The organism is Actinomadura violacea (assembly GCF_017573465.1).
Classification (GTDB): domain Bacteria; phylum Actinomycetota; class Actinomycetes; order Streptosporangiales; family Streptosporangiaceae; genus Spirillospora; species Spirillospora violacea.
In genome coordinates, this window is sequence record NZ_JAGEPF010000002.1 from 213,164 (window position 1) to 236,930 (window position 23,767).

The 23,767-nt window shown below is 74.2% G+C and carries 22 protein-coding genes; 13 read left to right on the forward strand and 9 right to left on the reverse strand.

What is annotated here, in order from left to right; genetic code table 11:
* Positions 1 to 76: 76 nt before the first annotated feature.
* The gene (locus J4709_RS55390; protein ID WP_307800906.1) at positions 77 to 2,398 is read left to right on the forward strand and encodes a hypothetical protein; all 2,322 of its coding nucleotides are present in this window, start codon (positions 77 to 79) and stop codon (positions 2,396 to 2,398) included.
* Here the strand turns inward: J4709_RS55390 and J4709_RS03410 are convergent.
* The 6 genes from J4709_RS03410 to J4709_RS03435 all read right to left on the reverse strand — a co-directional run bounded on the left by J4709_RS03410 (position 2,395) and on the right by J4709_RS03435 (position 8,634).
* Positions 2,395 to 3,825 (reverse strand): pyridoxal phosphate-dependent decarboxylase family protein, encoded by a 1,431-nt coding sequence (locus J4709_RS03410; RefSeq protein WP_208236746.1) that lies wholly within the window; start codon positions 3,823 to 3,825, stop codon positions 2,395 to 2,397. The two genes, J4709_RS55390 and J4709_RS03410, sit on opposite strands and share 4 nt — an antisense overlap.
* The gene (locus J4709_RS03415; protein WP_208236748.1) at positions 3,815 to 5,176 is read right to left on the reverse strand and encodes an MFS transporter; all 1,362 of its coding nucleotides are present in this window, start codon (positions 5,174 to 5,176) and stop codon (positions 3,815 to 3,817) included. Before J4709_RS03415 ends, J4709_RS03410 begins: the two co-directional genes overlap by 11 nt.
* On the reverse strand, positions 5,173 to 5,778 hold the full coding sequence (locus tag J4709_RS03420) for a TetR/AcrR family transcriptional regulator (RefSeq protein WP_208236750.1): 606 nt from the start codon (positions 5,776 to 5,778) through the stop codon (positions 5,173 to 5,175). Before J4709_RS03420 ends, J4709_RS03415 begins: the two co-directional genes overlap by 4 nt.
* Positions 5,779 to 5,811: 33 nt before the next feature.
* Positions 5,812 to 7,068 carry a PucR family transcriptional regulator gene (locus J4709_RS03425; protein WP_307800909.1) on the reverse strand — a complete coding sequence of 419 codons (1,257 nt, stop codon included), beginning with the start codon at positions 7,066 to 7,068 and terminating at the stop codon, positions 5,812 to 5,814.
* Between the two features lie 153 nt (positions 7,069 to 7,221).
* On the reverse strand, positions 7,222 to 7,833 hold the full coding sequence (locus J4709_RS03430) for a TetR/AcrR family transcriptional regulator (RefSeq protein ID WP_173098938.1): 612 nt from the start codon (positions 7,831 to 7,833) through the stop codon (positions 7,222 to 7,224).
* Between the two features lie 201 nt (positions 7,834 to 8,034).
* The gene (locus J4709_RS03435; RefSeq protein ID WP_208236752.1) at positions 8,035 to 8,634 is read right to left on the reverse strand and encodes a TetR/AcrR family transcriptional regulator; all 600 of its coding nucleotides are present in this window, start codon (positions 8,632 to 8,634) and stop codon (positions 8,035 to 8,037) included.
* A gap of 93 nt (positions 8,635 to 8,727) precedes the next feature.
* Between J4709_RS03435 and J4709_RS03440 the strand changes: the two genes are divergently transcribed.
* Entirely contained in the window at positions 8,728 to 9,861 is a 1,134-nt protein-coding gene (locus tag J4709_RS03440; protein ID WP_208236754.1) for an FAD-dependent oxidoreductase, read from the forward strand.
* 130 nt (positions 9,862 to 9,991) lie between these two features.
* On the opposite strand, the gene J4709_RS03445 is transcribed toward J4709_RS03440, so the two are convergent.
* Together J4709_RS03445 and J4709_RS03450 are read right to left on the reverse strand one after the other, a co-directional pair.
* Positions 9,992 to 10,720, reverse strand: coding sequence for an alpha/beta fold hydrolase (locus J4709_RS03445; protein WP_208236756.1), 729 nt, complete (start codon positions 10,718 to 10,720; stop codon positions 9,992 to 9,994).
* A 55-nt stretch (positions 10,721 to 10,775) separates the two neighbouring features.
* Positions 10,776 to 11,237, reverse strand: a complete 462-nt coding sequence (locus tag J4709_RS03450) for a cupin domain-containing protein (protein ID WP_208236758.1) — start codon at positions 11,235 to 11,237, stop codon at positions 10,776 to 10,778.
* Between the two features lie 111 nt (positions 11,238 to 11,348).
* Here J4709_RS03450 and J4709_RS03455 point away from each other — a divergent pair, with 111 nt between their 5' ends.
* From J4709_RS03455 to J4709_RS03470, 4 genes are all read left to right on the forward strand, one after another.
* Positions 11,349 to 11,936, forward strand: a complete 588-nt coding sequence (locus tag J4709_RS03455) for a TetR/AcrR family transcriptional regulator (RefSeq protein WP_208236760.1) — start codon at positions 11,349 to 11,351, stop codon at positions 11,934 to 11,936.
* A gap of 92 nt (positions 11,937 to 12,028) precedes the next feature.
* Entirely contained in the window at positions 12,029 to 12,463 is a 435-nt protein-coding gene (locus J4709_RS03460; protein WP_208236762.1) for a hypothetical protein, read from the forward strand.
* 62 nt (positions 12,464 to 12,525) lie between these two features.
* Positions 12,526 to 13,212 carry an HAD family hydrolase gene (locus J4709_RS03465; protein ID WP_307800912.1) on the forward strand — a complete coding sequence of 229 codons (687 nt, stop codon included), beginning with the start codon at positions 12,526 to 12,528 and terminating at the stop codon, positions 13,210 to 13,212.
* A gap of 10 nt (positions 13,213 to 13,222) precedes the next feature.
* Positions 13,223 to 13,804 carry a DUF2752 domain-containing protein gene (locus tag J4709_RS03470; RefSeq protein ID WP_208236763.1) on the forward strand — a complete coding sequence of 194 codons (582 nt, stop codon included), beginning with the start codon at positions 13,223 to 13,225 and terminating at the stop codon, positions 13,802 to 13,804.
* A 79-nt stretch (positions 13,805 to 13,883) separates the two neighbouring features.
* Here J4709_RS03470 and galE read toward each other — a convergent pair whose 3' ends face one another.
* On the reverse strand, positions 13,884 to 14,897 hold the full coding sequence (galE, locus tag J4709_RS03475; RefSeq protein ID WP_208236765.1) for a UDP-glucose 4-epimerase GalE: 1,014 nt from the start codon (positions 14,895 to 14,897) through the stop codon (positions 13,884 to 13,886).
* A 293-nt stretch (positions 14,898 to 15,190) separates the two neighbouring features.
* Here galE and J4709_RS03480 point away from each other — a divergent pair, with 293 nt between their 5' ends.
* The 7 genes from J4709_RS03480 to J4709_RS03510 all read left to right on the forward strand — a co-directional run bounded on the left by J4709_RS03480 (position 15,191) and on the right by J4709_RS03510 (position 23,766).
* On the forward strand, positions 15,191 to 15,853 hold the full coding sequence (locus J4709_RS03480) for a response regulator (RefSeq protein ID WP_208236767.1): 663 nt from the start codon (positions 15,191 to 15,193) through the stop codon (positions 15,851 to 15,853).
* A 135-nt stretch (positions 15,854 to 15,988) separates the two neighbouring features.
* Positions 15,989 to 17,428 (forward strand): YveK family protein, encoded by a 1,440-nt coding sequence (locus J4709_RS03485; RefSeq protein ID WP_208236769.1) that lies wholly within the window; start codon positions 15,989 to 15,991, stop codon positions 17,426 to 17,428.
* A gap of 3 nt (positions 17,429 to 17,431) precedes the next feature.
* The gene (locus J4709_RS03490; protein WP_208236771.1) at positions 17,432 to 18,589 is read left to right on the forward strand and encodes a DegT/DnrJ/EryC1/StrS family aminotransferase; all 1,158 of its coding nucleotides are present in this window, start codon (positions 17,432 to 17,434) and stop codon (positions 18,587 to 18,589) included.
* Positions 18,590 to 18,591: 2 nt separating this feature from the next.
* The gene (locus J4709_RS03495) at positions 18,592 to 19,812 is read left to right on the forward strand and encodes a polysaccharide biosynthesis protein (RefSeq protein ID WP_208236773.1); all 1,221 of its coding nucleotides are present in this window, start codon (positions 18,592 to 18,594) and stop codon (positions 19,810 to 19,812) included.
* Between the two features lie 8 nt (positions 19,813 to 19,820).
* Positions 19,821 to 21,053, forward strand: coding sequence for a glycosyltransferase (locus tag J4709_RS03500; RefSeq protein ID WP_208236775.1), 1,233 nt, complete (start codon positions 19,821 to 19,823; stop codon positions 21,051 to 21,053).
* Complete coding sequence (locus J4709_RS03505; RefSeq protein WP_208236777.1) at positions 21,050 to 22,393, forward strand: O-antigen ligase family protein; 1,344 nt, start codon at positions 21,050 to 21,052, stop codon at positions 22,391 to 22,393. Before J4709_RS03500 ends, J4709_RS03505 begins: the two co-directional genes overlap by 4 nt.
* Entirely contained in the window at positions 22,390 to 23,766 is a 1,377-nt protein-coding gene (locus J4709_RS03510) for a lipopolysaccharide biosynthesis protein (protein ID WP_208236779.1), read from the forward strand. The genes J4709_RS03505 and J4709_RS03510 overlap by 4 nt, the downstream gene beginning before the upstream one ends.
* Position 23,767 lies beyond the last annotated feature (1 nt).

Here is a 23,767-nt window from a genome sequence, read left to right on the forward strand (position 1 = left end):
CTGCACGGGGGATCCACGTCTGAGGACCGCCCCCGTCCGCATGCGCGATCATCGAGCCCAAGAGGGGGACCGGCCCGTGAACGACGTCCCGCAGGAACCGGAGCCGGACGACCGCCCGGAGGACGCCGAACGCGAATCGGGCCGGACGGCGACGGCGGAATTCCGCATCCCGGCGCCCGCTCCGGCGAAGAACGCCTCCCTGACCAGGCCCGACATCCGGCGCCCGGCCAAGCCCGCCGAGGACCCCGCCGACGACGAGAGCGCCCCCGAGGAGGACCCGCCCGCCGAGGCGGAATCCGAGGACGCCGGCGCGGACGCCGAAACGGCGGCGGACGAATCCACCGAGGCGCCGGAAGAAGAACCGAAAACGGACGTCGCGGAAGAAATCGCCGAAACCGATGAGGACGCGCCCGCCGACGACGAGGAATCCGAGGCCGACGACCCGAGCCCGGCTCCCGCGCCCCCAGAGGACGCCGAGGACGCCGAGGACGAGCCGGACACCGAACCCGACGACCTCGAACCTGCCGACCTCGAACACGACGAGCCCGAACACGAGGAGCCCGAACACGACGAGCCCGAACCCGAGCCGGACCACGAACACCCGGCAGCGGCCGAGGAGGACGAGGAGCCCGAGGCGGAGCCGCTCCCGGAGCCCCGCCCGGAGGTGCGGCCCGAGCCGCCCGCCGGCGACTCGCCGGCCGAGGTGACGCGGATCGAGCGCCTCCCGTCCACATGGCAGACGCCTGAACCGCCCGCGGCACAGCGCGCGCCCGAACCGCCCGCTGCGCCGCCCGCGCCGGAACGCACCGTGGCGGAGCCGCCTGCGGCCAGGCACGGGTCCGGACCGGCCGCGGTCCAGCACCCGCCCGCACCGCCGACGGCGCCTCAGGAGGCGGTGGGCGAGGAGGTGTGGTGGAACTCGCCGCGGCAGAGTTCGCCGCCGACCGGCTGGGAGACGCCGCGGCAGCCGCCCGTGGGCGAGTTCCGGCCCGAGTCCGTCCGGTGGGACGCGGGGCAGGGCGCGGCGCCGCCCGCCGCCCCCAGGCAGAGCGGGCCGTGGGAGGTGGCCGCACCGCAGCCGCCCGCCGCCCCGAGGCAGAGCGGCCCCTGGGAGGTCGCGACACCGCACCAGCAGGCCCAGGCGCCGTACGCGCACGCGCCGCAGCCGCCCGGGCCGGTCGAGCCCGCGGGCGAGGAGGTCCGGCGTCCGAAGCGGCGGCGCCTGGTCATCGTGCTGGTCGCGGCGCTCGTGCTGGTCGTGGGCGTGGTGGCCGGGCAGCTGATCCGGCCCGTCCCGGACCCGACGGTGAAGCTGACGCTGGCGTCCAGCCACGTGTTCCAGGGCGCGGCGCCCGCACTGCCGTGGCCGGCGGCCGGGCAGTCCGCGGTGTACGTGGACGGCCTCGGGACGATGGGGGCGTCGGGCGGGTCCGCGCCGACGCCGACGGCGAGCGTCGCGAAGGTGATGACGGCGTTCGTGTACCTGCGCGACCACCCGCTGAAGACGGGCCAGCCGGGCCCGGTCCTGGCGGTGTCGCCGCAGGGCGTCGCGGAGATCCCGGCCCGCAAGAAGCGCGGGGAGTCGCTGCTCGGCATCACGGCGGGCCAGCGGCTGACCGAGCGCAAGGCGCTCGAGGCGCTGCTGATCATCTCGGCGAACGACCTGGCGCACGAGCTGGCGCGCTGGGACTCGGGCGGCGACCAGCCGTTCGTCGCGAAGATGAACGCGACGGCGCGCGAGCTCGGCATGACCAGCACCCACTACACCGACCCGAGCGGGTACGACAAGGGGACGGTCAGCACCGCCGCGGACCAGGTGAAGCTGCTGCGGGCGGCGATGAAGGTGCAGGCGTTCACCGAGATCGTGAACCGCCGCGCGTACGTGCCCGACGACGGGAGCCCGGCGCGGCCGGGCGGGAATGTGCTGGTCGGGCAGTACGGGGTGGTCGGCGGGAAGACCGGCTACACCGACGCGGCCGGCGGGAACTTCGTGTTCGCCGCGCGCAAGCGGGTCGGCGGCGTGCCGACGCTGATCCTCGGCGCGGTGATGGGCCAGAAGTCGCCGAGCGCGCAGGGCGCCGTGCAGGCCGCGGCGCAGCTCATCCAGGCGGCGGAGAACGCGATGACGGCCGCGACGCTCGCGCCGAAGGGCGGCGGCGTCGGGCGGGTCGACGACGGGCTCGGCGGGACGACACCGCTGCGGGCCGGGGCACCGGTCACGGTGGTCGGGTGGCCAGGGCTGCGGGTGCAGGTCGGCGTGCGGGCCGACCCGCCGCACCAGGGCGACGCCGGGCAGCAGGTCGGCCAGGTGACGGCGGGCGCGGCGAAGGTGCCGCTGGTGCTGGGGTCGGCGCTGGACGAGCCGTCCTACCTCAAGCGGCTGATCAGGCTGAACTAGCCGGCGTAGAGGGCGGACAGGAACCGGACGAGCAGGGCCTCGCGGGTGGCGGGCGGAAGGCCGTTCAGAACGGTGTTGACGACCGCCATCTCGGGGCCGCCGCCGTCGAGCTCGACGCCGACGGCGGCGAGCAGGCCGGTGAACCCGGCGTCGTCGAGGGAGTCGAGGTCGAGCTCGGCGAGGGCGGCGAGCAGGTCCGCCGGCACGTCGGGCGGGCCGGCGGCGCGGGCGGCCTTGGCGGCGTCGGCGAGCGCGGACAGCAGCGCGCCGACGTCGCTGACGCCGGTGAGGGTGAAGTGCAGGTTCGGCGGGATGCCCTGGTAGGCGAGCTGCGGCTGGAAGAACCAGCCGCGGGCGCGGGCCTCGTCGGCGAGGACGAACACGTCGAGGCCGGGGTCGTCGGACGCGACGGCGACGAGCGGCACGGCGGGGTCGCCGAGGACGTGCAGGCCCGGGATGCCGGCGACGCCCGCGATGAACCGTTCGGCGGTGTCCATGGCGGTCGCGGCGAGGTCGCGGTAGCCCTGCGCGCCGACGGCGCTGAGGGTGGCCCAGGCGGCGCCGAGCGGGCCGGCGCTCTTGCTGCTCTGGACGCCGGCGTTGATGACGGTGTAGCCGGGCCATTCGGCGGACGCGAAGTAGGCGGCGCGGCGGACCGCCTCGTCGGCGAACAGCACGACCGACGCGCCCTTCGGCGCGTACCCGTACTTGTGCAGGTCGCAGGAGATGGACGTGACGCCGGGGACGGACAGGTCGAACGGCGGGACGGGACGTCCGAGGTCGCGGAGCCAGGGCAGCACCCAGCCGCCGACGCACGCGTCGACGTGGCAGAGCACCCCGGCGGACGCGGCGATGGCGGCGATCTCCTCGACGGGGTCCATGACGCCCTGCGGGTAGGACGGCGCGGACGCGACGGCGAGGACGGTGTCGGGGGTGATCGCGGCGGCGACGGCCGCGGGCTCGGCGCGGAAGTCGCCGTCCACCGGGATGTGGTCGACGTCGAGGCCGAGGTAGTGCGCGGCCTTGTGGAAGGCGGGGTGCGCGGTGGCCGGCAGGACGATCCGGGGCCGTCCGGCGACCGGCCGGGCGTCCCGCGCGCCCTTCACCGCGAGCATGATCGATTCGGTTCCGCCGCTGGTGAAGATGCCGGTGCCGCCGCCGAGCCTGTCCGCGACGGCGGAGACGATGCGGCGCTCCAGCGCGACGATGCTGGGGAACGCGGTCGGGTCGAGGCAGTTGACCTCGAGCATCTCCTGGAAGGCGGTGGCGGCGAGGTCGTGCACGGCCTCGCGTCCGGTGTCGTAGACGTAGGCGGTGACGTGGCCGCCGCGCACGGGCAGGTCGGCCTCGCGGAGCCGGGACAGCTCGGCGAGCAGGTCGGAGGCCGGGCGGCCGTGCTCCGGAAGGGCGGTGCGGTCAGACGGCATGGGGCTGGGCTTCCTCGGTGGGTCGGTGGGCGGCGGCGAGCCGGCGGTAGGCCAGCAGGAGCGGGACGGCCAGCAGGAACAGCAGGGCCGGGACGATCGTGAACCCGACGGTGAGGCCGGTGAGGGCGGAGCCGGTCTGGTGGACGGGCTCGTCGAGGTCGGACGACCGGAACGACGACACCGCCAGGACCAGCGCGAACACGCCCGGGCCGAGGGCGAGCGCGCCGGTCTCGGCGGCCGTCCACAGGCCGGTGAAGGCGCCCGGCTGCGCCTGCCCGGTGCGTCCCTTGTCGGCGTGGACGGTCTCGGGCAGCAGCGACAGCGGGAACAGCTGCACGGCGGCGTAGCAGACGCCGGTCAGCGCGGCGAGGGCGAGCACGCCGGGCCGGGACTCGGCGGAGATCGCCGGGTAGGAGGCGAAGCCGGTGACGGCGAACATCGCGAGCGCGGTGACGTAGCAGGGGACGACCCCGTACCGGACGGACATCTTCCGCCACAGCGGGACGGCGACGGCGCTCGGCCCGACCATGCACACGAACATCGCCGAGGTCAGCCCGTAGTCGTCCAGCCGGTAGGTGGCGATGTACGGGGCGCCCGCCAGCATGATGGCGACGGCGAGGGTGTGCGAGACGTAGCCGCCGAGCAGCGCGAAGAACGGGCGGTTGCCGCGGGCGGCGCGCAGCGCGGCGGCGAGGCCGAGCGGGCGCGGGCCCGGGGTGGACGGGATCCACCGGTTGGCCAGCGCGCTGGTGATCATCGCGGCGCCCATGGCGATCCCGATCACGGCGCCCATCAGCGCGTATCCGCCGCGTCCGCCGCCGGCGGAGTCCGACAGGGCGGGCGCGAGGCCGCCGGCGACGAGGATGCCGACGGTGAGGCACACGACGCGCCACGCCATCGCCCGCCCGCGCTCGGACGGCAGGTCGGAGATCTCGGCGGGCAGCGCGACGTAGGGCACCTGGAAGCACGCGAACGCGCTCGCGGCCAGCAGGAACGTGACCGCGGCCCAGCCGGCGCCGAAGCCGGGCGAGTCGACGGGGACGGCGAACATGGCGGCGAACAGGAACGGCAGCGTGACGCCGCCGACGAGCAGCAGCCGGGTGCGGCGGCCGGTCCGGACGGCCTCCCGGTCGCTGGCGGCGCCGACGATCGGGTTCAGCACCACGTCCCATGCCTTCGGGACGACCAGTACGGCGCCCGCGATCGCGGCGGACACGCCGAGGACGTCGGTCAGGTAGTACAGGAGCAGCAGGCCGGGAACGGCCGAGAACACGCCGGTGCCGACGGACCCGACGCCGTAGCCGAGGAGCCGCCGCCGGGGCAGCGCCGCCGTCGCGGCGGGGGCCGTCACAGCGCGGCCCGGGCGTCGAGGCCGAGTCCCGCGAGGACGAGGCGGTGCAGGTTGGCGCGGAAGCGGGCGAGCGCGGCGGGGTCGTCCATGCGGTGCCGCAGGCCGTCGCCGCGCAGCACGCCGCCGCGGGCGAACCCGTGGGTGCACCAGATGACGGTCCAGGTGACGTACTCGACGTCGGCGTCGTCGCCGACGGCCGCGCCGACCTCGCGGACGACCGCCTCCATCAGCGGTTCGACGTACCGGGCTTCGAGGTCGGCGATGTCGGAGGCGTCCGACTGCCAGCGGTGCATCCACAGGGCGGGGATCTCGGGGTGGGCGGCGCAGAAGTCGACGTAGCGGTCGACGAGCGCGAGGATCCCGGCCGCGTCGGGGGTGAGGTCGGCGAGGGCCGTTTCGAGCGCGGCGCGTTCGGCCCGGTGGGCGCGTTCCATCACGGCGAGGTAGAGGTCGCGCTTGCCGCCGGTGTGGTAGGCGACGGTGGCGATGTTGAGGCCGGCCGCCTCGGCGATCTGGCGGGTGGACGTGCCGTCGTAGCCGAGTTCGGCGAACAGCCGGGTCGCGGCATCGAGGATGCGTTCCCGGCCGGAGTCGCTGGTCATGCGCAGCACGGTAGGGTCCGGCCGCGTACTTGGTCAATCGTTTGATGGAAAATCCGGCGGGCCGGTGAGCCAGACGGTCAGCACCATCTCCATCTCCAGCCGCGTCTCCGGGTCGTACAGCCGCTCGCCGAACAGCTCCTCCAGCTGGTGCAGCCGGTACCGGACGGTCTGCGGGTGGACGTGCAGCCGGTTCGCGACCTCGGTGGCGTTGAACCCGTTCTGCAGGCACGACAGCAGCGTGCGCATGAGCCGCTCGCGGTGCCGCGGCCGGACGGTCTTCAGCGGCGCGAGCCGCAGGTCCGCGACGGCCCGCACCAGCTCCTCGTCCTTGAACACCACCAGCGCCGGCATGTGGTCGGCGCAGCGGATCAGCCGGTCGGACGCCAGGATGCCGCGGCGCGCGAGCGGCAGCGCCTCGCGCGCCCAGCGCAGCGACTTCGCCGCGTCCTCGGTGCGGACGGTCGGGCCGAGCGCGGCCACCCAGTTGCGCAGCGCCGACTCCAGCATCCGGCCGCGCCCCGGGCCCTCCGGGTCCGGGACGAGCAGGCACGGCTCGCGCCGGTTCACGTCGGCGAGCACGTCCGGCGGCAGCGACGGGTGCGAGAACGGCTGCTGCCCCCGCTCGTACAGCACGACCGCGGCGACCGTCCGGGGGACGCGCCACTGCGCGAGCCGGGCGAGGTCGGCGACGGCCTGCTGCGCGGCGGGCGGCTCGGCGAGCAGCATGTCCAGCAGCCGGCGGCGGCGGTGCTCCAGCTCGCCGGCCTCCTGCTCGCGCGCCTTGGTGTACCCCTCGGTCGCGGCGCGGGCGATCTCGTCGAGGAACGCGAAGATCGCCTCGGCGATGCTGGCGAGGGTGCGGCGGGAGATGTTGTACCGCTCGGACTCCGACGCGAGCCGCCGCCACGCGACGCGGGCGCCGAGCCGCAGCGAGGTCTGCAGGATGTCGAGGTTGCGGCCCTCGCGGGCCTCCGCCCAGCCGATCTCCCGGTAGACGGCGGCGACCGCCTCCCAGGAGCTCTCCGGGTCCATGATCAGGTCGACGAACTGGCGCAGCGCGCCCTCGACCGCGAGCCGGACGAGCCGCGCGTACTCCTCGTCCTGCGGCCGCGAGTACTCCGGGATCCCGGCGAGGATCTCCTCGATCATCTCCTCGGCGAGGGCCTCCAGGTGCGGCCGGAACATCTCCGACAGCTCGCTCGGCACCCCGGCCCACGGCTTCAGCGGCGAGCGCCCCTCCCCGGCCGTCCCCCCGGTCGCCTCGGCGAACGCTTTCAGGCCCGTCGTCACCTTCGCACCTCCCGCCCCCGATGGGTCCTTCCGGAAGGTACCGAGGCGGCCGGGCGGCGGGCTGCACGATCGAGAACGCATTGCGCCCGGCCGGTTATAAGGCGACTGACAAACCGTTCATCGGAAACCTATGCCCGCCGGGCGCCGGGCCGGTCAGGCCGTCGTCGCGCCCGCGAGCGCCCCGGCCAGCACCAGCCGCCCGGACGTGCGGACCATGTCCGCGATCTCCTCGGTGGGCCGGCGCAGCGACGCCAGGCTGACCAGCGCGGCGAGCAGGACGTGCCCGAGCACGACCTCCACGTCCTCGCGCGCGGGCACCGGCTCGCCGATCGCCGCCGACAGCCGGTCGCGGACGAACAGGAACAGCACCGTGCGGGCGTCGTCCACGCTGGAGTCGTCCGAGGTCACCGCCTGGATGATGGCCGAGGTCAGGGTCCGCTCCTGCGCCGCCACCTCGACGATCCGCACCAGCAGCGCGGTGAGCCGCTCGACCGGCGTCTCGCCGACCGCGAGCGCGTCGATGTCGCCGGTGATGCGGTGCGCCCAGGTCGCGGCGACCTCGGTGAGCAGGTGGTCCTTGGTGGCGAAGTAGCGGTACACGGTCGCGCGGGCCACCCCGGCGCGGTCCGCCACGTCGTGCATGGTGACGGCCGGGTAGCCGCCCTCGCGCGCCAGGTCGCGCGCGGCGTCGATCAGCCGCTCGCGCCGGGCCTGCTGATCCTTGGTCAGCGTCCGCGTGACGGTGAACCGCACATCGCCGCTCAAAACGCCTCCTCGCTGTGACCGTCCCCCATTCTCCCGCACCCACCGGCCGTTTCGCGCCGCCGGAGCGGCGCGGAATGCCCCGCGGGGCGGCCGGGTGCGGCCGGTCCTTCCCGTCCGTAACCCATCGCTTGCTTGGTGGAACGTTAGTTCAGACGCCCGTCTCACGCCAGGCCCCGGCACGCCCCCGCGGGCCGCACCCGGTCAGGCCGGCCGGTCCGGGGCGGCCCAGCCGGACTCCAGGCGGTCGAAGATCTCGCGGAGCGCGGCGCGGGGGTCCGGCGCCCCGGCGGCCAGCTCGGGCGTTTCCAGGACGTAGCGGGCCAGCGCCCGGTCGGCGGGGGCGGGCTCGGCGCGGCCGGCGTCGGCGGCGAGCGCCTCGGCCAGCGGGGCCTCGGCGCGCAGCCACAGCCGGCGCTGGTAGCCGGCCAGTTCCGGCGTGCTCATGATCAGGTCCCGGCGGCGGCGCAGGTCGGGCGGGAGTTCGCGGGCGAACGGGCCGCGCCCGACGAGGCGGTCGTGCAGGGCGTCCAGCGCCGACCGCCCGGGGGGCCGGTCGCGGACGGCGGCGAGGACCGCCTCCCGCCGCTCGGAGCCGTCGTCGAAGATCAGCGCCTGCTTCCCGTCGGGAACGTGCTTGAACAGCGTGGCGATCGACACGTCCGCCGCGTCGGCGATCTGCGTGACCGTCACCCCGTCGTAGCCGTGCTCGAGGAACAGCCGCAGCGCGGCGTCGGCCAGCGCCCGCCGGGTCGCGGCCTTCCTGCGTTCGCGCCGTCCCTCCGCGGGGTCCGTCCGTGCCATGCGCCCATCGTACGCAGCGATGGAATGACTACGAACTCATAATCGTTATGTTTTCATAGTCGCTCTACTTCGACCCGCCGGGAGGCGATCACCATGACCACCGCTCACCACCCCATCGCGATCATCGGGGCCGGGCTCGGCGGCCTCACGCTGGCCCGCGTCCTGCACGTCCACGGCGTCCGGGCGACCGTGTTCGACCTGGAACCGGGCCCGGACGCCCGCACCCAGGGCGGCATGCTCGACATCCACGATGACTCCGGACAGGCCGCGCTGCGCGCCGCGGACCTGCATGAACCGTTCCGCGCGATCGTCCATCCCGGCGGACAGGCGATGCGCGTCCTGACCAGCGCCGGCACCGTCGCCCTCCAGGAGGACGACGACGGCACCGGCGGCCGTCCCGAGGTCGACCGCGGCCGGCTCCGCGACCTGCTCCTGGACTCGCTGCCCGACGGGACGATCCGGTGGGGCGCCAAGGCGGCCGGCGCCCGTCCGCTCGGCGACGGCCGCCACGAGGTGACCTTCGCCGACGGCTCCGCCATCACCACCGACCTGCTGGTCGGCGCGGACGGCGCCTGGTCCCGGATCCGCCCGCTGGTCTCCCCCGCGCGTCCCGCCTACGCGGGCATCTCGTTCGTCGAGGCGGACCTCCTGGACGCCGACGTCCGCCACCCCGGCAGCGCCGAGATGATCGGCGGCGGCTTCTTCCTCGCGCTCGACGGCGAGCGCGGCTTCCTCGCCCACCGCGAGACCGACGGCAGCCTGCACGTCTACGCCGCGCTCCGGACCGGCGAGGACTGGCTGGACGGCATCGACTTCACCGACACCGCCACCGCCAAGGCCGCCGTCCTCTCCCAGTTCACCGGCTGGGACGCCGCGTTGCAGGCGCTGATCGCCGACGCGGACGGCCCGCTGGTGCCGCGCCGTATCAACGCGCTCCCCATCGGCCACCGCTGGGACCCGGCGCCCGGAGTGACGCTCCTCGGTGACGCCGCGCACCTGATGTCGCCGTTCGCCGGCGAGGGCGCCAACCTCGCCATGCTCGACGGCGCCGAACTCGGCCAGGCCATCGCCGCCCACCCCGGCGGCACCGCGGCCGCCCTCACCGCCTACGAGCAGGCGCTCTTCCCCCGCAGCGAGGCCTCGGCCACCGAATCGGCCGCGTCCCTGGACCAGCTGTTCGGCCCCGACCCGGTCGGCCGCCTGGTCGCGCGGTTCGCCGCCCACTGACCCCTGCGCAGCACCCGCACCCGAAAGGACACCACCATGACCGCCATCGCCGTCGTCCTGGCCGGCACCCGCTCCCGGGCCGAGACCGCCGCCTGACCTCGCTCTCGGCGGCAGGTGAACGGCAAGCGCCTCAGCTGCCGCCGTCGGTGAATTCTTCGAGCGATCCCAGCAGCGCGTCGGGGGCTTCTATCTGCGGCAGGTGCCCGGCCCGCTCGATGACCTGGAAAACGGCTCCCGGAATGGCGTCGGCGTACTCCCTGCCGTATTCGGGGGTCACCATCCGGTCCGCTTCCCCCCACACCACCAGCGCCGGCACGGAGACGGCCGCGAGCCGCTCTTTCAGACTCGGGTCGGCCATCGACTCGCCCCCGTAGACGAGCAGCGACTCCCGGTTTCCCGCCGCGATGCGCTTCTGCTCGTCGCTCATCGCGGAAAGGTCGATCCGGTACGCGTCCGGATCGGCGTAGCTGAGGTCGGCGACCTGGTCGAGCGTCAGCGAGAAGAAGTCCGCGACGGGGTGCTCGGCGCTGGCCAGGCCGACGGCGTCGAGCAGCACGAGCGCCCCCATGCGTCCGGCCGCGACCAGGGCGAGTTCCGCCGCGATCCAGCCGCCGACGGAACTGCCGATGACGGTCGCGTCCTCCAGCGCCGGCTCGTCCAGCAGCCGTGCGTAGACCTCCGCGAGGCCGCGGACCGAGTCGAGCTTCTCCGGACGCGGTGTGCCGCCGAACCCGGGATGGACGGGCGTGAACGTTCGCCACCCCCGCGCGGCCAGCAGTTCGGCGAGACCGCGCACGGAATCGGGGCCGGCCCCGCCGTGCAGCAGCAGAACGGGCCTTCCCTCTCCCTTCTCCTGCACGGTTACCGGAACATCTCCAAAAGACGTGGGCAAAACGTGGTTCGACATCCGTCTCCTATTCGGCGTACTCGGTGGCGGGTTCGGTCGCGTAGCGCTTCATGACCTCGATGGTCGCCTCGGGGGTGAATTCCCCGCCCGACTCGATCATTTCCTTCAGGTCCCGGAAGTACTGCACGTAAAGGTCGGGCGTGAAGGTGTTCAGCAGCACGAGCGGCTCGTCGCCGGGGTTGGCGAACGTGTGCGGCGCGCCCGGCGGGATCATCGCGAGCGTCCCCGCAGGCACGTCGTAACTGGTCTCGCCGACGGTGAACCGGGCGGTTCCCGACACCACGTAGAAGCCCTCGTCGTGCCGTGCGTGCCGGTGCTGCGGCGGCCCCTCGGTGTGCGGGGCGACGGTGATCTCCCCGACGCCCAGCCGGTGGCCGGTCGTGGAGCCGTCCTCCAGGATCCGCATCGTGGTCGGCCCGAGCTGCACGCGCTCCCCCTCGTCCGGCCGGACGATCACGGCTCTGCCCATGACGCTCACTCCCCTTCGTAAGAGCTGACTCTCATGAAGATAGGTGGCTTTCACCAATTCATGCAAGTAAGCTCTCACGAAGAGAGCCACCACTCAGGAAGGACCCGGACGATGGAGACCGCCCCCGGACGCGCGAACCAGAAGGTCCGGACGCGCAAGGCGATCGTGGACGCCTGCCGCGACCTGGCCCGCTCCGGCGCCGAGGTGACGATGCCGCAGGTGGCGGCCGAGGCCCTCGTCTCCGAGGCCACCGCCTACCGCTACTTCCCCGACCTGACCTCGCTCCTCCAGGAAGCCCTGGAGACCGTCTGGTCCGGCCCGGAGGAGGCCCTCGCCCCCGTCGCGGCCTCGACGGACCCCGCCGAGCGCATCGCCTTCGCCACCGCGTATCTGCTCCGGCACGTCCACGCCCACCAGGGCGCCGTCCGCGCGATGATCTCCACCACGATCACCGCGCCGGCCCGCGCCGGCGCCCGTCCCGGCATGCGCTTCGCCCTGATCGACCATGCCCTGGCGCCCTTCGAGGGCCTGCAGCCCGCCGCGATGGCCCGCCTCAAGCGGTCCCTCGCGCTGGCCTGCGGCGCCGAGGCGTTCTTCGTCCTCACCGACCTGTGCGGCCTGTCCCCCGACGACGCCATCGCCACCGCCACGGAAACCGCCACCATCCTCACCAAGGCCGCCTTCGCCGCGGACTCGTAGGGTTCCGGCCCGCGGCCGCTGCGAGCAGCACCCATGCCGTCATTCCCTTGAGGGAATCGCGTCTTTGCAGGTGGGGGCGCAAACTGCTGCACATGAGCGAAACACTCGAACTCAAGCGATGGTCCGACCGCTACATCGCGCAGTGGAACGAACCCGACCCCGCGGCACGGCAGGCACTCGTCCGGGAACTGTGGGCGCCAGACGGCCTCCAGGTCCTGGTCAACCCGCCCCAGGAGGTCCGTGAGGCCGCCGCGAACCTGGCCGTCCCCCATCCTTCGCTCGAGGTCCGCGGCCATGACGGCCTGAACGCCCGGGTGTCGCGCGCCTACGAGCTGTTCGTCGCGCCGGGCGAGCACGTCTTCCGGGCCGCCGAGGAGGCCGCCGTCCTCATGCCCAACGTGATCGCCGTCCGCTGGTCGATGGTCTCGATCGCGACGGGCGAGGTCATGGGCGGCGGCCTGGAGGTCATCACCCTCGACGAGGACGGCCGCATCCGCACCGACCACCAGTTCGTCGGCGTGGGCTGACACACCGCGCCTTCGGCGCCTGGTCACGGGGGGCGCACCTGTTTGCGTGTATAAGTCCTTTCGTGACTGATTCGATCGAGCTGGTGATCTTCGACTGCGACGGCGTGCTGGTCGACAGCGAGCCCATCGCGGTGCGCACCCATTCCGCCGTGCTGACCGCGCTGGGCTGGCCGCTGAGCGAGGCGGAGGTGACCGAGCGGTTCGTCGGCCGCTCCACCGCCTCGATCAACGAGCTGATCGAGGCGCGGCTCGGGCCCGAGCTGACCGCCGAGGCCGGACGCCGGTTCGAGCGGCTGCACGCCGAGGCGGTGGACGCCGGGCTCGCACCGGTCGACGGCATCGCCGAGGCGCTCGCCGCGATCACCCTGCCGACCTGTGTGGCGTCCAGCGGCAGCCACGCCAAGATGCGCCACACGCTCGGCCGGACGGGCCTGCACGCGCACTTCGAGGGCCGGATCTTCAGCGCGACGCAGGTCGCGCGGGGCAAGCCGGCGCCCGACCTGTTCCTGCTCGCCGCCCGCGAGATGGGCGCCGACCCCGGCCGCTGCGTCGTGGTGGAGGACAGCCGCTACGGGGTCCAGGCGGCCCGCGCCGCCGGCATGCGCGTCCTCGGCTACGCGGGCGGCCTGACCCCGGCGGAATGGCTCGAAGGCCCGGGCACCGTCGTCTTCGACGACATGCGCGATCTCCCGCGCCTGCTCGCGGCGGCGGACGAGGCCCCCGTCGCGTCCGGTCGCGCGCAGGGGTAGAACGGGGGGCATGGACGCAGACGAGGGCGCGCGCGGGCCGGTGCCCGTCCGGGTGAGCTGGGACCGCGACGACCGGCACCGGCGGCTGCGCATAGTGGCGGTGGCGGGGCTCGTCGCCGGGGCGCTGATGGCGGTGTTCGGGCTGCCGCCGATCGCCCTCCACAGCCCGCTCCGGCTGATCGGCATGGTGTGCCCGTTGTGCGGCGGCACCCGCGCGGTGCAGGCGTTGATGCGCGGCGACGTCGTCACCGCGTGGCACTACAACCCGCTGGCGTTCGTCGTCGTGCCGGGAGCGCTGCTGGTGCTGGCCAGGTGGGGCGTGGGGCTGGCCACCGGACGGTGGGTGAACGTGCGCGTGCTGCGCCCGGCCGTCTTCTGGACGCTGGTCGCGCTGCTCGTGGCGGTGCTGTGGACGAACCAGGCGTCGCACGCGGCGATGCTGCGCAGCGGCGACGGGAGCTTCCGGGACCAGGTGATGGGCCTCGGCCTCGGAACGGCCGTCGTCGGGGCGGCCGCCGCGGTCCTGATGCTCGTCGTCCTGCCGCTCGCCCGCAGGGTCAGGTCCCGCGCCGCGCAGCGCCCGCGCGGCTGAGCCCGCCCGGCCCGCCCGGTCCCCCCTGCGGAAGGGTGGAGGGACCGGGCGGGCCCCGGGCGGGCGGGTCGGCGCGGGATCAGGCGACGTCGAGCTCCCGGCGCCGCTCGGCCCACTGCAGGGAGTGCCGGATCGCGTCCTCGATCGTGTACTCGGGCTTCCAGCGCAGCAGCTCCCACGCCTTGTCCGGCCGGACGAACGCGCCGACGACGTCGCCGGGACGGGCCGGGGCCTCCTCCGCGACGAACGCCTCCCCGACCACCTCGCGGAACGCCTCGACCAGCTCGCGGACGGTGGTCCCGTCGCCGGTGCCGAGGTTGACCACCTCGTAGCCGGAGCCCTCCCCCGCCGGCCGCAGCGGCGGGACGACCGAGTCGAACCGGTCCGCCGCCTCGCAGAACGCGCGGGCGATGTCCCAGACGTGGATGTAGTCGCGGATCGCGGTGCCGTCGCGGGTGTCCCAGTCCACCCCTGTGATCTTGAACGGGACGCCCAGCTCGTAGGACTCGATCATCTTGCCGAGCGCGTGCGTCGGCTTGCTGCTCTGCAGGCCGGTGCGCAGCTGCGGGTCGGCGCCGATCGGGTTCAGGTAGCGCAGCGAGACGACCCGCAGCGAGGTGGCGCGGCAGACGTCCTCGAGCATCAGCTCGGCCATCATCTTCGAGCGGGTGTAGGGGTTCTGCGGCTCCAGCGCCGAGGTCTCCGTCACCGACAGGTCGGCCTCCGGCCGGTACATGCCCGCCGTCGACGCGAAGATCATCCGGTCGCAGCCGTTGCGGACCAGGTGCTCGGCGAGGTCGCGGGTGCGCCCCAGGTTGACCCGGTAGTAGCGGAGCGGGTCCTTCATCGAGTCGGGCACCACGATCAGCGCCGCGCAGTGCACGGCGACGCCGATGTCCGGATGCTCCCGGAAGATCGCGTCGACGAGGTCCCCGTCCCCGATGTCGCCCTGGTAGAAGATCTTCCCGTCGGTGAACTCCTGCCGGCCGGTGATCAGGCTGTCGAGCACCACCGGCGTGATCCCGCGTTCGGCGAACGCGGACGCGATCGTGCTGCCGATGAAGCCGGCTCCCCCAGTGATCAGGACTTTCATATGGCATCCCCTGAGCCAGTGCGTCCCTGCTCGGTCACGCACAGGATCAGCAGCCGGTCGCGGATGGTCAACGGACCGCACTCCAGGTGACCGGGTCCGGACGGCGGTGAACCGGCGGCCGGGGCGCGGCGTCCGCACGCGGTTCCCCGCACGCGCGCCCGTCACCTGCGATGATCCGCGGGCGGGCGGGCGAGCCGGGTTCGGTGCCCGGTGCGCCGGCCGCCGCGGCCTGTCCGAAACGACTACAGCGTTTGCAGGATCCGGATCACGCCGGCACCGGTCATCGTCGGTGGATGCAACCGATCCGGGTCCTGATCGTGGACGACCACGCGCTGTTCGCCGAGGCGCTCGCCGCCCGGCTGGGCCGCGAGCCCGACCTGGTGATCCTGCCGATCGCCGCGGACTCCCGCCGCGCGCTCGCGCTCGCCGGCACCGAGCGCCCGCAGGTGATCGTGCTGGACATGACGCTCGGCGCCGAGAGCGGCCTGGACGTGCTGGCCCGCGTCCGCGAGGACCACCCGGACGTGCGGGTGGTGGTGCTGACCGCGATGAGCGACCTGGACGCGCTGGTGCAGGCGGTGCGGCGCGGCGCGGTCGGCTGGCTGTCGAAGACCGAGGGCGCGGACCTGGTCGCGCGGGTGATCCGGTCGGCGGCGCGGCAGGGCGGCTGGATCCCGCCGGAGGTGCTCGGCGAGGTGCTGCGCCGGCTCGTCGCGGGCGACGCGCGGGACGCGGGCGGCGCGCGGCTGCTGGCGGACCTGACGCCCCGCGAGCGCGAGGTGCTGCAGTGCATGGTCGACGGCCTCGGCCGGGCGGAGATCGCCGAGCGGCTCGGGCTGTCGGCCAACACCGTCCGCACGCACACGCAGAACCTGCTGGCCAAGCTCGACATGCACTCGGCGCTGGAGGCGATCACCCTCGCGATGCGCGCCGGCATGCGCCCGGGCTCGGGCTGAGCGGCGCGGCGGGCCGTCCCCTCGCGGGGCCACTGATGCAAACGGCGTAGTGGGGGGTCGTCGTTTGGGCGATTCGGGCCGCATCCGGCCTTCCTACGCTCGGCCGTACGAAGCCGGAGGCCGGAGGGGAGACCCGTGGAGATCGATGAGGTCGCGGCGCGCGTCGTCCGCAGCTACTGGGCGCTCCTGCTGGTCATGACGGTCGCCCCGCTGATGCTGGTGGGCGGCGTGATGAGCCGGCAGGACCCGCCCGCGGTCGCCAAGACGCGGCTGCAGGCCACCGCGAAGGCCGCGGACGCGGCCGCCGGGGACGCGGGCGTCAGCACCGAGGTCAGCCAGGTGAAGGCGTTCGCGACCAGCGAGAACCTGCTCGGCGGGGTGCTCGGGCAGCTGCGGCTGCACCGGTCCACCACCAAGCTCGCCAAGGACATCGGGGTCGCCGGGCTCGGCACCTCCACGGTCGTCGAGCTGTCGGTGAAGGACAAGGACCCGCAGGCCGCGCGGCGGCTGACCGACGCGATCGGCGCCGCCGTGGTGAAGGAGATCAACGACTCCAACCAGGGCGCGATCAACCAGCAGCTCGCCACCATCGACAAGCGGGTGCGGGACCTGGAGAAGCGGCTCGGGCCGCTGTCACGGCGGGCGGGCGCGCAGCCCAACCCCGACATCGGCGCCGCGAACGAGCGGGAGCGGGTGCAGGCGGAGCTGACCGACCTGCGGTCGAACCGGTCGGACCTGCAGGCGCAGCTGCTGACGGCGGGCAACGCCTCGGTGGTGCAGCCGGCGGTGATCGCGCCCAAGAGCGACCCGGCGGTCATGATGGCGGTCGTCGCGGGCCTGGCCGGGCTGGTCGCCGGGATCCTGATCGCGGTGGTGACCGAGATGGCCCGCCCGACGATCCCCGGGCAGCGGCGGGTCGCGCGGCGGCTCGGCGTCCCGCTGCTCGGCTGGGCGGACAAGGGCCCGGCGGAGCTCGCCGACCTCGGCCGGCGGGTCCGGCTCGCCGCCCGCAAGGAGGAGGTCGGGCAGGTCACGCTGGTCGGCGCGCCCGGCCCGCTGCCCGCCGACCTGGTGTCGGCGGTGGCGTCGGCGGTGTACGGGGACCGGACGAAGGTGGTCGGCGCGCGGCCCGTCCGGCAGCGTCCGGGCGAGGACGGCGGCACGGTCGCCGGCGCCGCCGCCGCGAAGCGGAAGAACGACGGGCCGAAGCAGGACGGGCCGAAGAACGACGGCGGGTCCGGCGACGGCCCGCCGGTGAACAGCTCCGGCCCCGGCACGGGCAAGAGCACGTCGGTGGTCCGCGCCGGGGGCGGCACCGCCGTGATGACGAAGAAGTCCGGCGAGGCGGTCTCCCCCTCGGAGATCACCCAGCCGGTTCCGGTGCCCGCGCGCGCGGTGTGCCACGTGCACGCGTTCGAGGACGTCGATCCGGGCTCCGACGACGAGGTCGGGGTGGTCGTGGTGGTCGGTCCGGTGACGCGGGTGTCGGGACTGGAGACGGTCCGGGACCTGGTCGCCGCGTCCGGCTGGCCGCTCCTCGGCGTCATCGCCACGTCCCGCAAGATCAAGGGGTAGAAGATGGGTTCAGCCGGTCAGTCCACCGTTCCGTTCACGATCCCGTCGGTGTCCGGCGAGGTGTCGGACGCGGTGGTGAAGGTGCTCGACTCGGGGTGGATCACCACGGGGCCGCAGACGGCGGCGTTCGAGCAGGAGTTCGCCGATCACCTGGGCGCCGCGCACGTCATCGCGGTCGCCTCGTGCACGACCGCGCTGGAGCTGTGCCTGCGCGGGCTGGAGCTGCCGCCGGGGTCGGCGGTGCTGACGCCGAGCCTGACGTTCTGCGGCGCGATCAACGCGATCCTGCACGCGGGCCACCGGCCGGTGCTCGTCGACATCGACGAGGACACGCTGGTGCCGAGCCCCGAGACGGTCGCGGCGGCGGCGGCGCGGGTGAAGCCGGCGGCGATGGTCGTGCAGAACCAGGGCGGCTACCCGGTGGACGTGGCGGCGCTGGCGGAGGCGGCCGGGCTGGACCGGACGCGGATCGTCGAGGACGCGGCGCACGGACCCGGTGCGGCGCGCGGCGGCAAGCCCGTCGGGGCGGAGTCGTTCGCGGCGTGCTTCTCCTTCTACGCCACCAAGAACATGCCGATCGGCGAGGGCGGCGCGATCGCGACCAGCGACGAGGGCCTGCAGGAGAAGGTCCGCGCGATGCGGCTGCACGGGATGAGCAAGGACTCGTGGAAGCGGTACCTGCCGGGCGGCAGCTGGCGCTACGACGTGAAGCAGGTCGGCCTGAAGGCGAACATGACGGACGTGCAGGCCGCGATCGGGCGGGCGCAGCTCGCCGCGCTGCCGGAGTGGCAGCGGCGCCGCGCCGAGATCGTCGCCGCCTACGACGAGGCGTTCCGGGACCTGCCCGGGCTGACGCTGCCGCAGCGGGACCTCGGCGGGATCCAGCACGCCTGGCATCTCTACCAGGTGCGCGTGCCGGACCGGGACGCGATCAGCTCGGAGCTGGAGGCGGCGGGCGTGTCGACGTCCGTGCACTTCATCCCCGCGAACCAGATGACGTCGTACCGGGACATCCTCGGCGCCGACGAGTGCGCGCGGGTGCCGGTGACCGACCGGGTCGGCGAGGAGCTGCTGTCGCTCCCGCTGTATCCGGGGCTGACGTCCGACGGGCAGGACCGCGTCGTGGCCGCACTCACCGAGGCGCTGCGGACCCGGAGCTGACCGTGCGATGGTTCCCGCCGCGCCCGAACCGCCGGGCCGCGCCGCCCCCGCCCGTCCCGGTCAGCCCGCTCGCGCTGCTGATGGGGCGGGACGAGGTGGCCCTCGCCGGGCTGCGCGGGCGGCGCCTCGTCCGGGGCCGGCGCGTGCTGGTCACCGGCGCCTGCGGGACGGTCGGGTCGGCGCTGTGCCGGCAGGTCCGGCGGCTGGAGCCGGAGGCGCTGTGCCTGGTCGACAAGGACGCCGCCGGGCTCGCCCGGCTCGGCCGGGAGCTGTCCGCCGGGCCCGGCGGCGAGCCGGGCGGGACCGCCGTCACGCTCGCCGAGGCGGACGTGCGCGACGGCGGCCGGGTCGACCGGGTCGTCCGGGACGCGCGGCCGGACCTGCTGTTCCACACCGCGGGCCAGAACGAGCTGGCGAAGGTGGAGCAGGACCCGTGCCGGGGCGTCGCCGACAACGTCGTCGGCACCCGGCACGCGGTCGACAGCGCGGTCCGGCACGACGTGCAGCGGATGGTGTTCGTCTCCTCCGACAAGGCGGCCGAGCCGACCTCGGTGTTCGGCGCGACGATGCGGCTCGGCGAGCTGCTGCTGCAGACCGCGACGGGCGGCCCGACGTGCTTCGCGGCGGTCCGCGTCGGCAACGTCATCGGCGAGGCGGGGGCGCTGCTCAGCCTGCTCGCGCACCGCATCTCCTCCGGCGAGGTCGTCACGATCACCCATCCGGAGGTGGCGCGGCACTTCATGACGGTGGCGGAGGCGGCGGGGCTGCTGATCGAGGCGGCGGCGCTGGCGGAGGAGGCGGAGACGTTCGTGCTGGACATGGGCCGTCCCGTCCCGGTGGTGGAGCTGGTGCACCGGTACGCCGAGCAGCTGCGGCTGCCGGAGGTGACGATCCGGTTCAGCGGGCTCGGGCCCGGCGAGAAGCTCGCGGAGAAGGCGTTCGCCGACTCCGAGCGGCGGATCCGCACCGCGCACCCGAAGATCTGGGGGACGCGGCCGGCGCCGCCGCCGGCCGGGCTGCCGCAGCTGCTGGACGAGCTGGCGGCGGCGGCCGGGGCCGGCGACGACGTCCGGGTCCGGCTGCTGCTGCGCCGGCTGCTGCCGGAGTACCACCCGGTGCGGCGCCCGCTCCCGGCCGGCGACCCGCCGCCGTCCGGCCCGTCCGGTCTGTGTGACGCCCGCTCTTTCCATACAGGGTGCAGCCCCGATCCTCCCGGCCTGTGAGGTGCGCGTTGAGTACGAGCAGGAAGCTCCGAGTCGCCACGGTGATCACCCGGTTCAACGGCGGTGCCGGCCAGGTCGCGCTGAACGGCGCGCTGGCGCTGCCGGACGGCGCGTACGAGCGCGCGATCGTCACCGGCGGCGTCGGCATGGACAGTGAGGCACGAGCGACACGCGACACCGTTCTCTACGGCGACGAGGCGGTGGCGAACGCGGCGGCGGGCGACCTGACGCCGCGCGCGCACGCCGCCGGGATGGAGATCGTGCAGGTGGGGCCGCTGGTCCCGCAGATCTCGCCGCGCGACGACCTCGCCGCGCTGAAGACGCTGACGCGGGTGCTCGCCGAGGGCCGCTACGACGTCGTCCACACCCACAGCGCGAAGGGCGGGGTGATCGGGCGGGTCGCGGCGGCCCGCGCGGGCGTCCCCCGAATAGTCCACACCTGGCACGGGTTCCCGTTCAACGAGTTCCAGTCGTGGGCGCGGCGCGGCGTCTACGTCCGGCTGGAGCGGATCGCCGCGAAGCGCACCGACGCGTTCCTGGCGATCGGGTCGGAAACGGTGACGACCGCGCTGCGGCTCGGCCTCACCACGCCGGAACGGGTCCGGCTGTCGTGGCCCGCGGTGGACGTGGACGCCTACGCGACCGCCGCCGGGTCCCGCGCGCAGGCCCGCCGCCGCCTCGATCTGCCGCTCGGGGTGAAGGTCGTCGGCGCGATCGGCCGGCTGACGTTCCAGAAGGGCCCGGAGATCTTCGCGAAGGCGCTGGCGCGGCTGCCCGACGACGTGTTCGGGCTGTGGGTCGGCGGCGGCCCGATGGCGGACGAGCTGGACGCGCTCACCGCCAAGCTCGGCATCGGGGAGCGGATGCGCTGGCTCGGGCACCGCGACGACGTCGCCGAGGTGCTGCCCGCGTTCGACCTGATGGCGATGCCGTCCCGCTGGGAGGGCCTGCCGTGCGTGCTGGTCGAGGCGATCGGCGCGGGCATCCCGCTGGTCGCGACGGCCGTCCCGTCCAACCAGGACCTGGTGCTGGCCGGGGAGACCGGGATGCTCGTCCCGCCGGAGGATCCCGAGCAGCTCGCCGGCGCGATCGGTGCGCTGCTCGACGACCCGGCCGCCGCCGCGCGGATGGCGGAGCGGGCCCGCGGCCGGGTCGGCGACTGGTTCTCCCCCGCGCACCTCGGGACCGTCCTGGACGAGACGTACCGGGGAACCTCCAAGCGCCCGTGGCGGCGCCCATGACCGTACTGACCAAGGCCCTGCCCGTCGCGGACGAGCCCGTCGACGGGCCGCCCGGCGAGCCCGGCGGCGGCGCGCCCGCGCTGAAGAGGCGGTGGCCGCTGACGTCCGTCGCGCTCGTGCTCGGGATCGCGTCGCTGCCGATGCTGATGCCGGCCGGGCTGCCGCCGGGCCCCGGCAACACCGGCCTCCCCGACCTCGCGCTCATCGGGCTGTCCGCCGTGACGCTGCTGTGGGCGGGCACCCGGAAACTGCCGGTGCGGTGGCCGTTCCTGATCCCCACCCTGATGACGATCATCGCCGGCGGGATCGCCGCGGTCGTCAACCAGGCCGGCACTCTCACCCTGGTCAAGGACCTGTTCGTGCTGATGTGGGCGGTCAGCATCGCCAACCTCGGCCGCGACCCGAGGATGCTGCGGCTCGCGCTGCGCTCGTTCGTGGTGATCGGCACCGTCTACGCGGTCGTCGAGATCCTCGGGATGATCCTCGGCATCGAGGCGATGTCGGGCAAGCAGCTCGACGGCGAGCGCGCGATGTTCACCTTCGGCGACGCCAACTACGCCTCCAACTGGTTCATCTGCATCCTGTTCATCATCCGCGCGACCCGGTACCCGGACCGCCGGTGGCTCCGCTGGACGGTCTGCGCGACCGTGCTCACCGCCGAGCTGCTGACCGGCTCCAACGGCGGGCTCCTCGCCCTGTGCGTCGCGCTGCTGCTCGGCTACCTGTTCCGGCTGTTCCGCGAGGGCAAGGCGCACCACGCGATCGCGACCGGCGCGCTGGCCGCCCTCGTGGCCGGCACCGGCGTCGCCGCCGTCACCCTGATCGACATCCAGCCCTACCTGGACCAGGCCAGCCAGATGTCACCGGTGCTGCGCGACTCCATCGGCCGCACCACCGGGGAGAGCACCGAGTCGCGCAGCTCCGTCAACGCCGCGACGATCCAGATGCTCGAGGAGCAGACACACCCGTGGGGCATCGGCCCCAACCAGACCCGCCCGCAGATGCTCGCGCGCCAGTACGGGTACGTCCGCGAGGCGCACAACGACTACATCGCGGCCGTGCTGGAACGCGGGTTCCTCGGCGGGGTCGCGCTGATCACGCTGCTGTTCGTGCTGATCCTGCGGTGCGTGCGGATCGCCCGGCGCGGCGCGCTCACCCCCGAGTACGCGGCGCTCGTCCCGCGCCCGGAGATGTTCGGCGCGCTCCTCGCGGTGTTCCTGGTCTCCGCGCTCTTCTACCAGACCCTGCACTACCGGCACGGCTGGGCCGTCTTCGGCCTGATCGCCGCCCTGGACCTCTTCGGCAGACGCGACCGCGACCCCGCGGAGGGAGCCCGATGACCGACACCCAGCAGCCCGCGGCGGCGCTCACCGCCGAAGCCGACGCCGGACGGCTCCGGCGCCGGCTCCTCGCGCTCGTCGCGGGGAACATGGCGGGACGCATCGGCGCGCTCGGCTCGCTCGGCGTCGCCACGATCCTCGTCGCGCGGATCGGCGGGCCGAAGCTCGTCGGCGCGTTCACGCTCGTGCGGATCCTGCCGGGGCTGCTGTGCCAGCTGTCCAGCGCCGGGCTGCCCGGCGCCGCACCCTACTTCCTGGCCCGCGACTCCTACGACCAGAGCCGGGTGCGGCCCACGCTGGCGTGGCTCACCGTCATCGGCGCGGTCCTCGGCGGCGTCGGGTGGCTCGCCCTCAGCCCGCTCGCCTACCTGGTGTTCTTCAAGTCGTTCGGGATCTGGGTCACGCTCGCCGCGGCGGCGCCGTCGTTCACGCAGGGGTTCGTGTCGGTCGGCAAGGGCCTGCTGCAGGGCACCGACGACCAGCCCGGCGCGAGCCTCGCCATCGCGGTCGAGGAGTTCGTGTTCGTGCCGATCTACCTGCTGCTGCTGACCGGCTGGTACGGGCCGGGCGCGCTGATCGCCGGGCTGGTGCTCGCCGACGTCGCGGCGGCCGCGTGGATCGCGCGGCGCCTGGCGACCCGCGGCTTCTTCCGCGGCTGGGGACGCGCCGACGCGCGCCTCGGCCGGACGATCGCCGGATACGGCGTGCGCGGCTACGTCGGGCAGCTCATCGACCTGCTGCAGCTGCGGTTCGACATGGCGCTGCTCGGCGCGCTCGCCGGCCCGAAGGTCCTCGGCGTCTACACCGTCGCCAGCAAGTTCGCCGAGCTGGTGCAGCTGCCCGGCCTCGCGGTGAACTACGTCCTCTACCCCGACTTCGCCAAGGAGGACCGGGCGAAGGCGACCAGGCGCACCGCGCGCCTCATCCTGCCCGCGCTCGGCGTCTCGGTGGTCGCCGCGGTCCCGCTCGCGCTCATCGCCGGGACGGCGCTGCCGTGGATCTTCGGGAACGTGTTCGACGACGCGGTCGTGCCCACCTACATCCGGCTCGCCGGCGTCGTCACGTTCGGCGTCACCGGGCTGATCATGGCCTACCTGTACGGGGTGGGGCGGCCCGGCGCCGCGTCCACCGGGCAGGGCCTCGGCCTGGTGGTCGTCGTCGTGCTCGGCGCGATCCTCATCCCCCGGCACGGCGCGGTCGGCGCGGCGATCGCCACGTCCATCTCGTTCGTCGCGACCACCGCCGCGCTGCTCGCCTGGTTCCAGCACGTCCGCAAGTCCGCCGTCCGCGCACCCGCCGCCGATCCCGCGCCGGAACCGTCCGGCACCGGGCCCGCGGCGGCCGACGACCCTGCTCCGCACAGCAAGGGGTGAC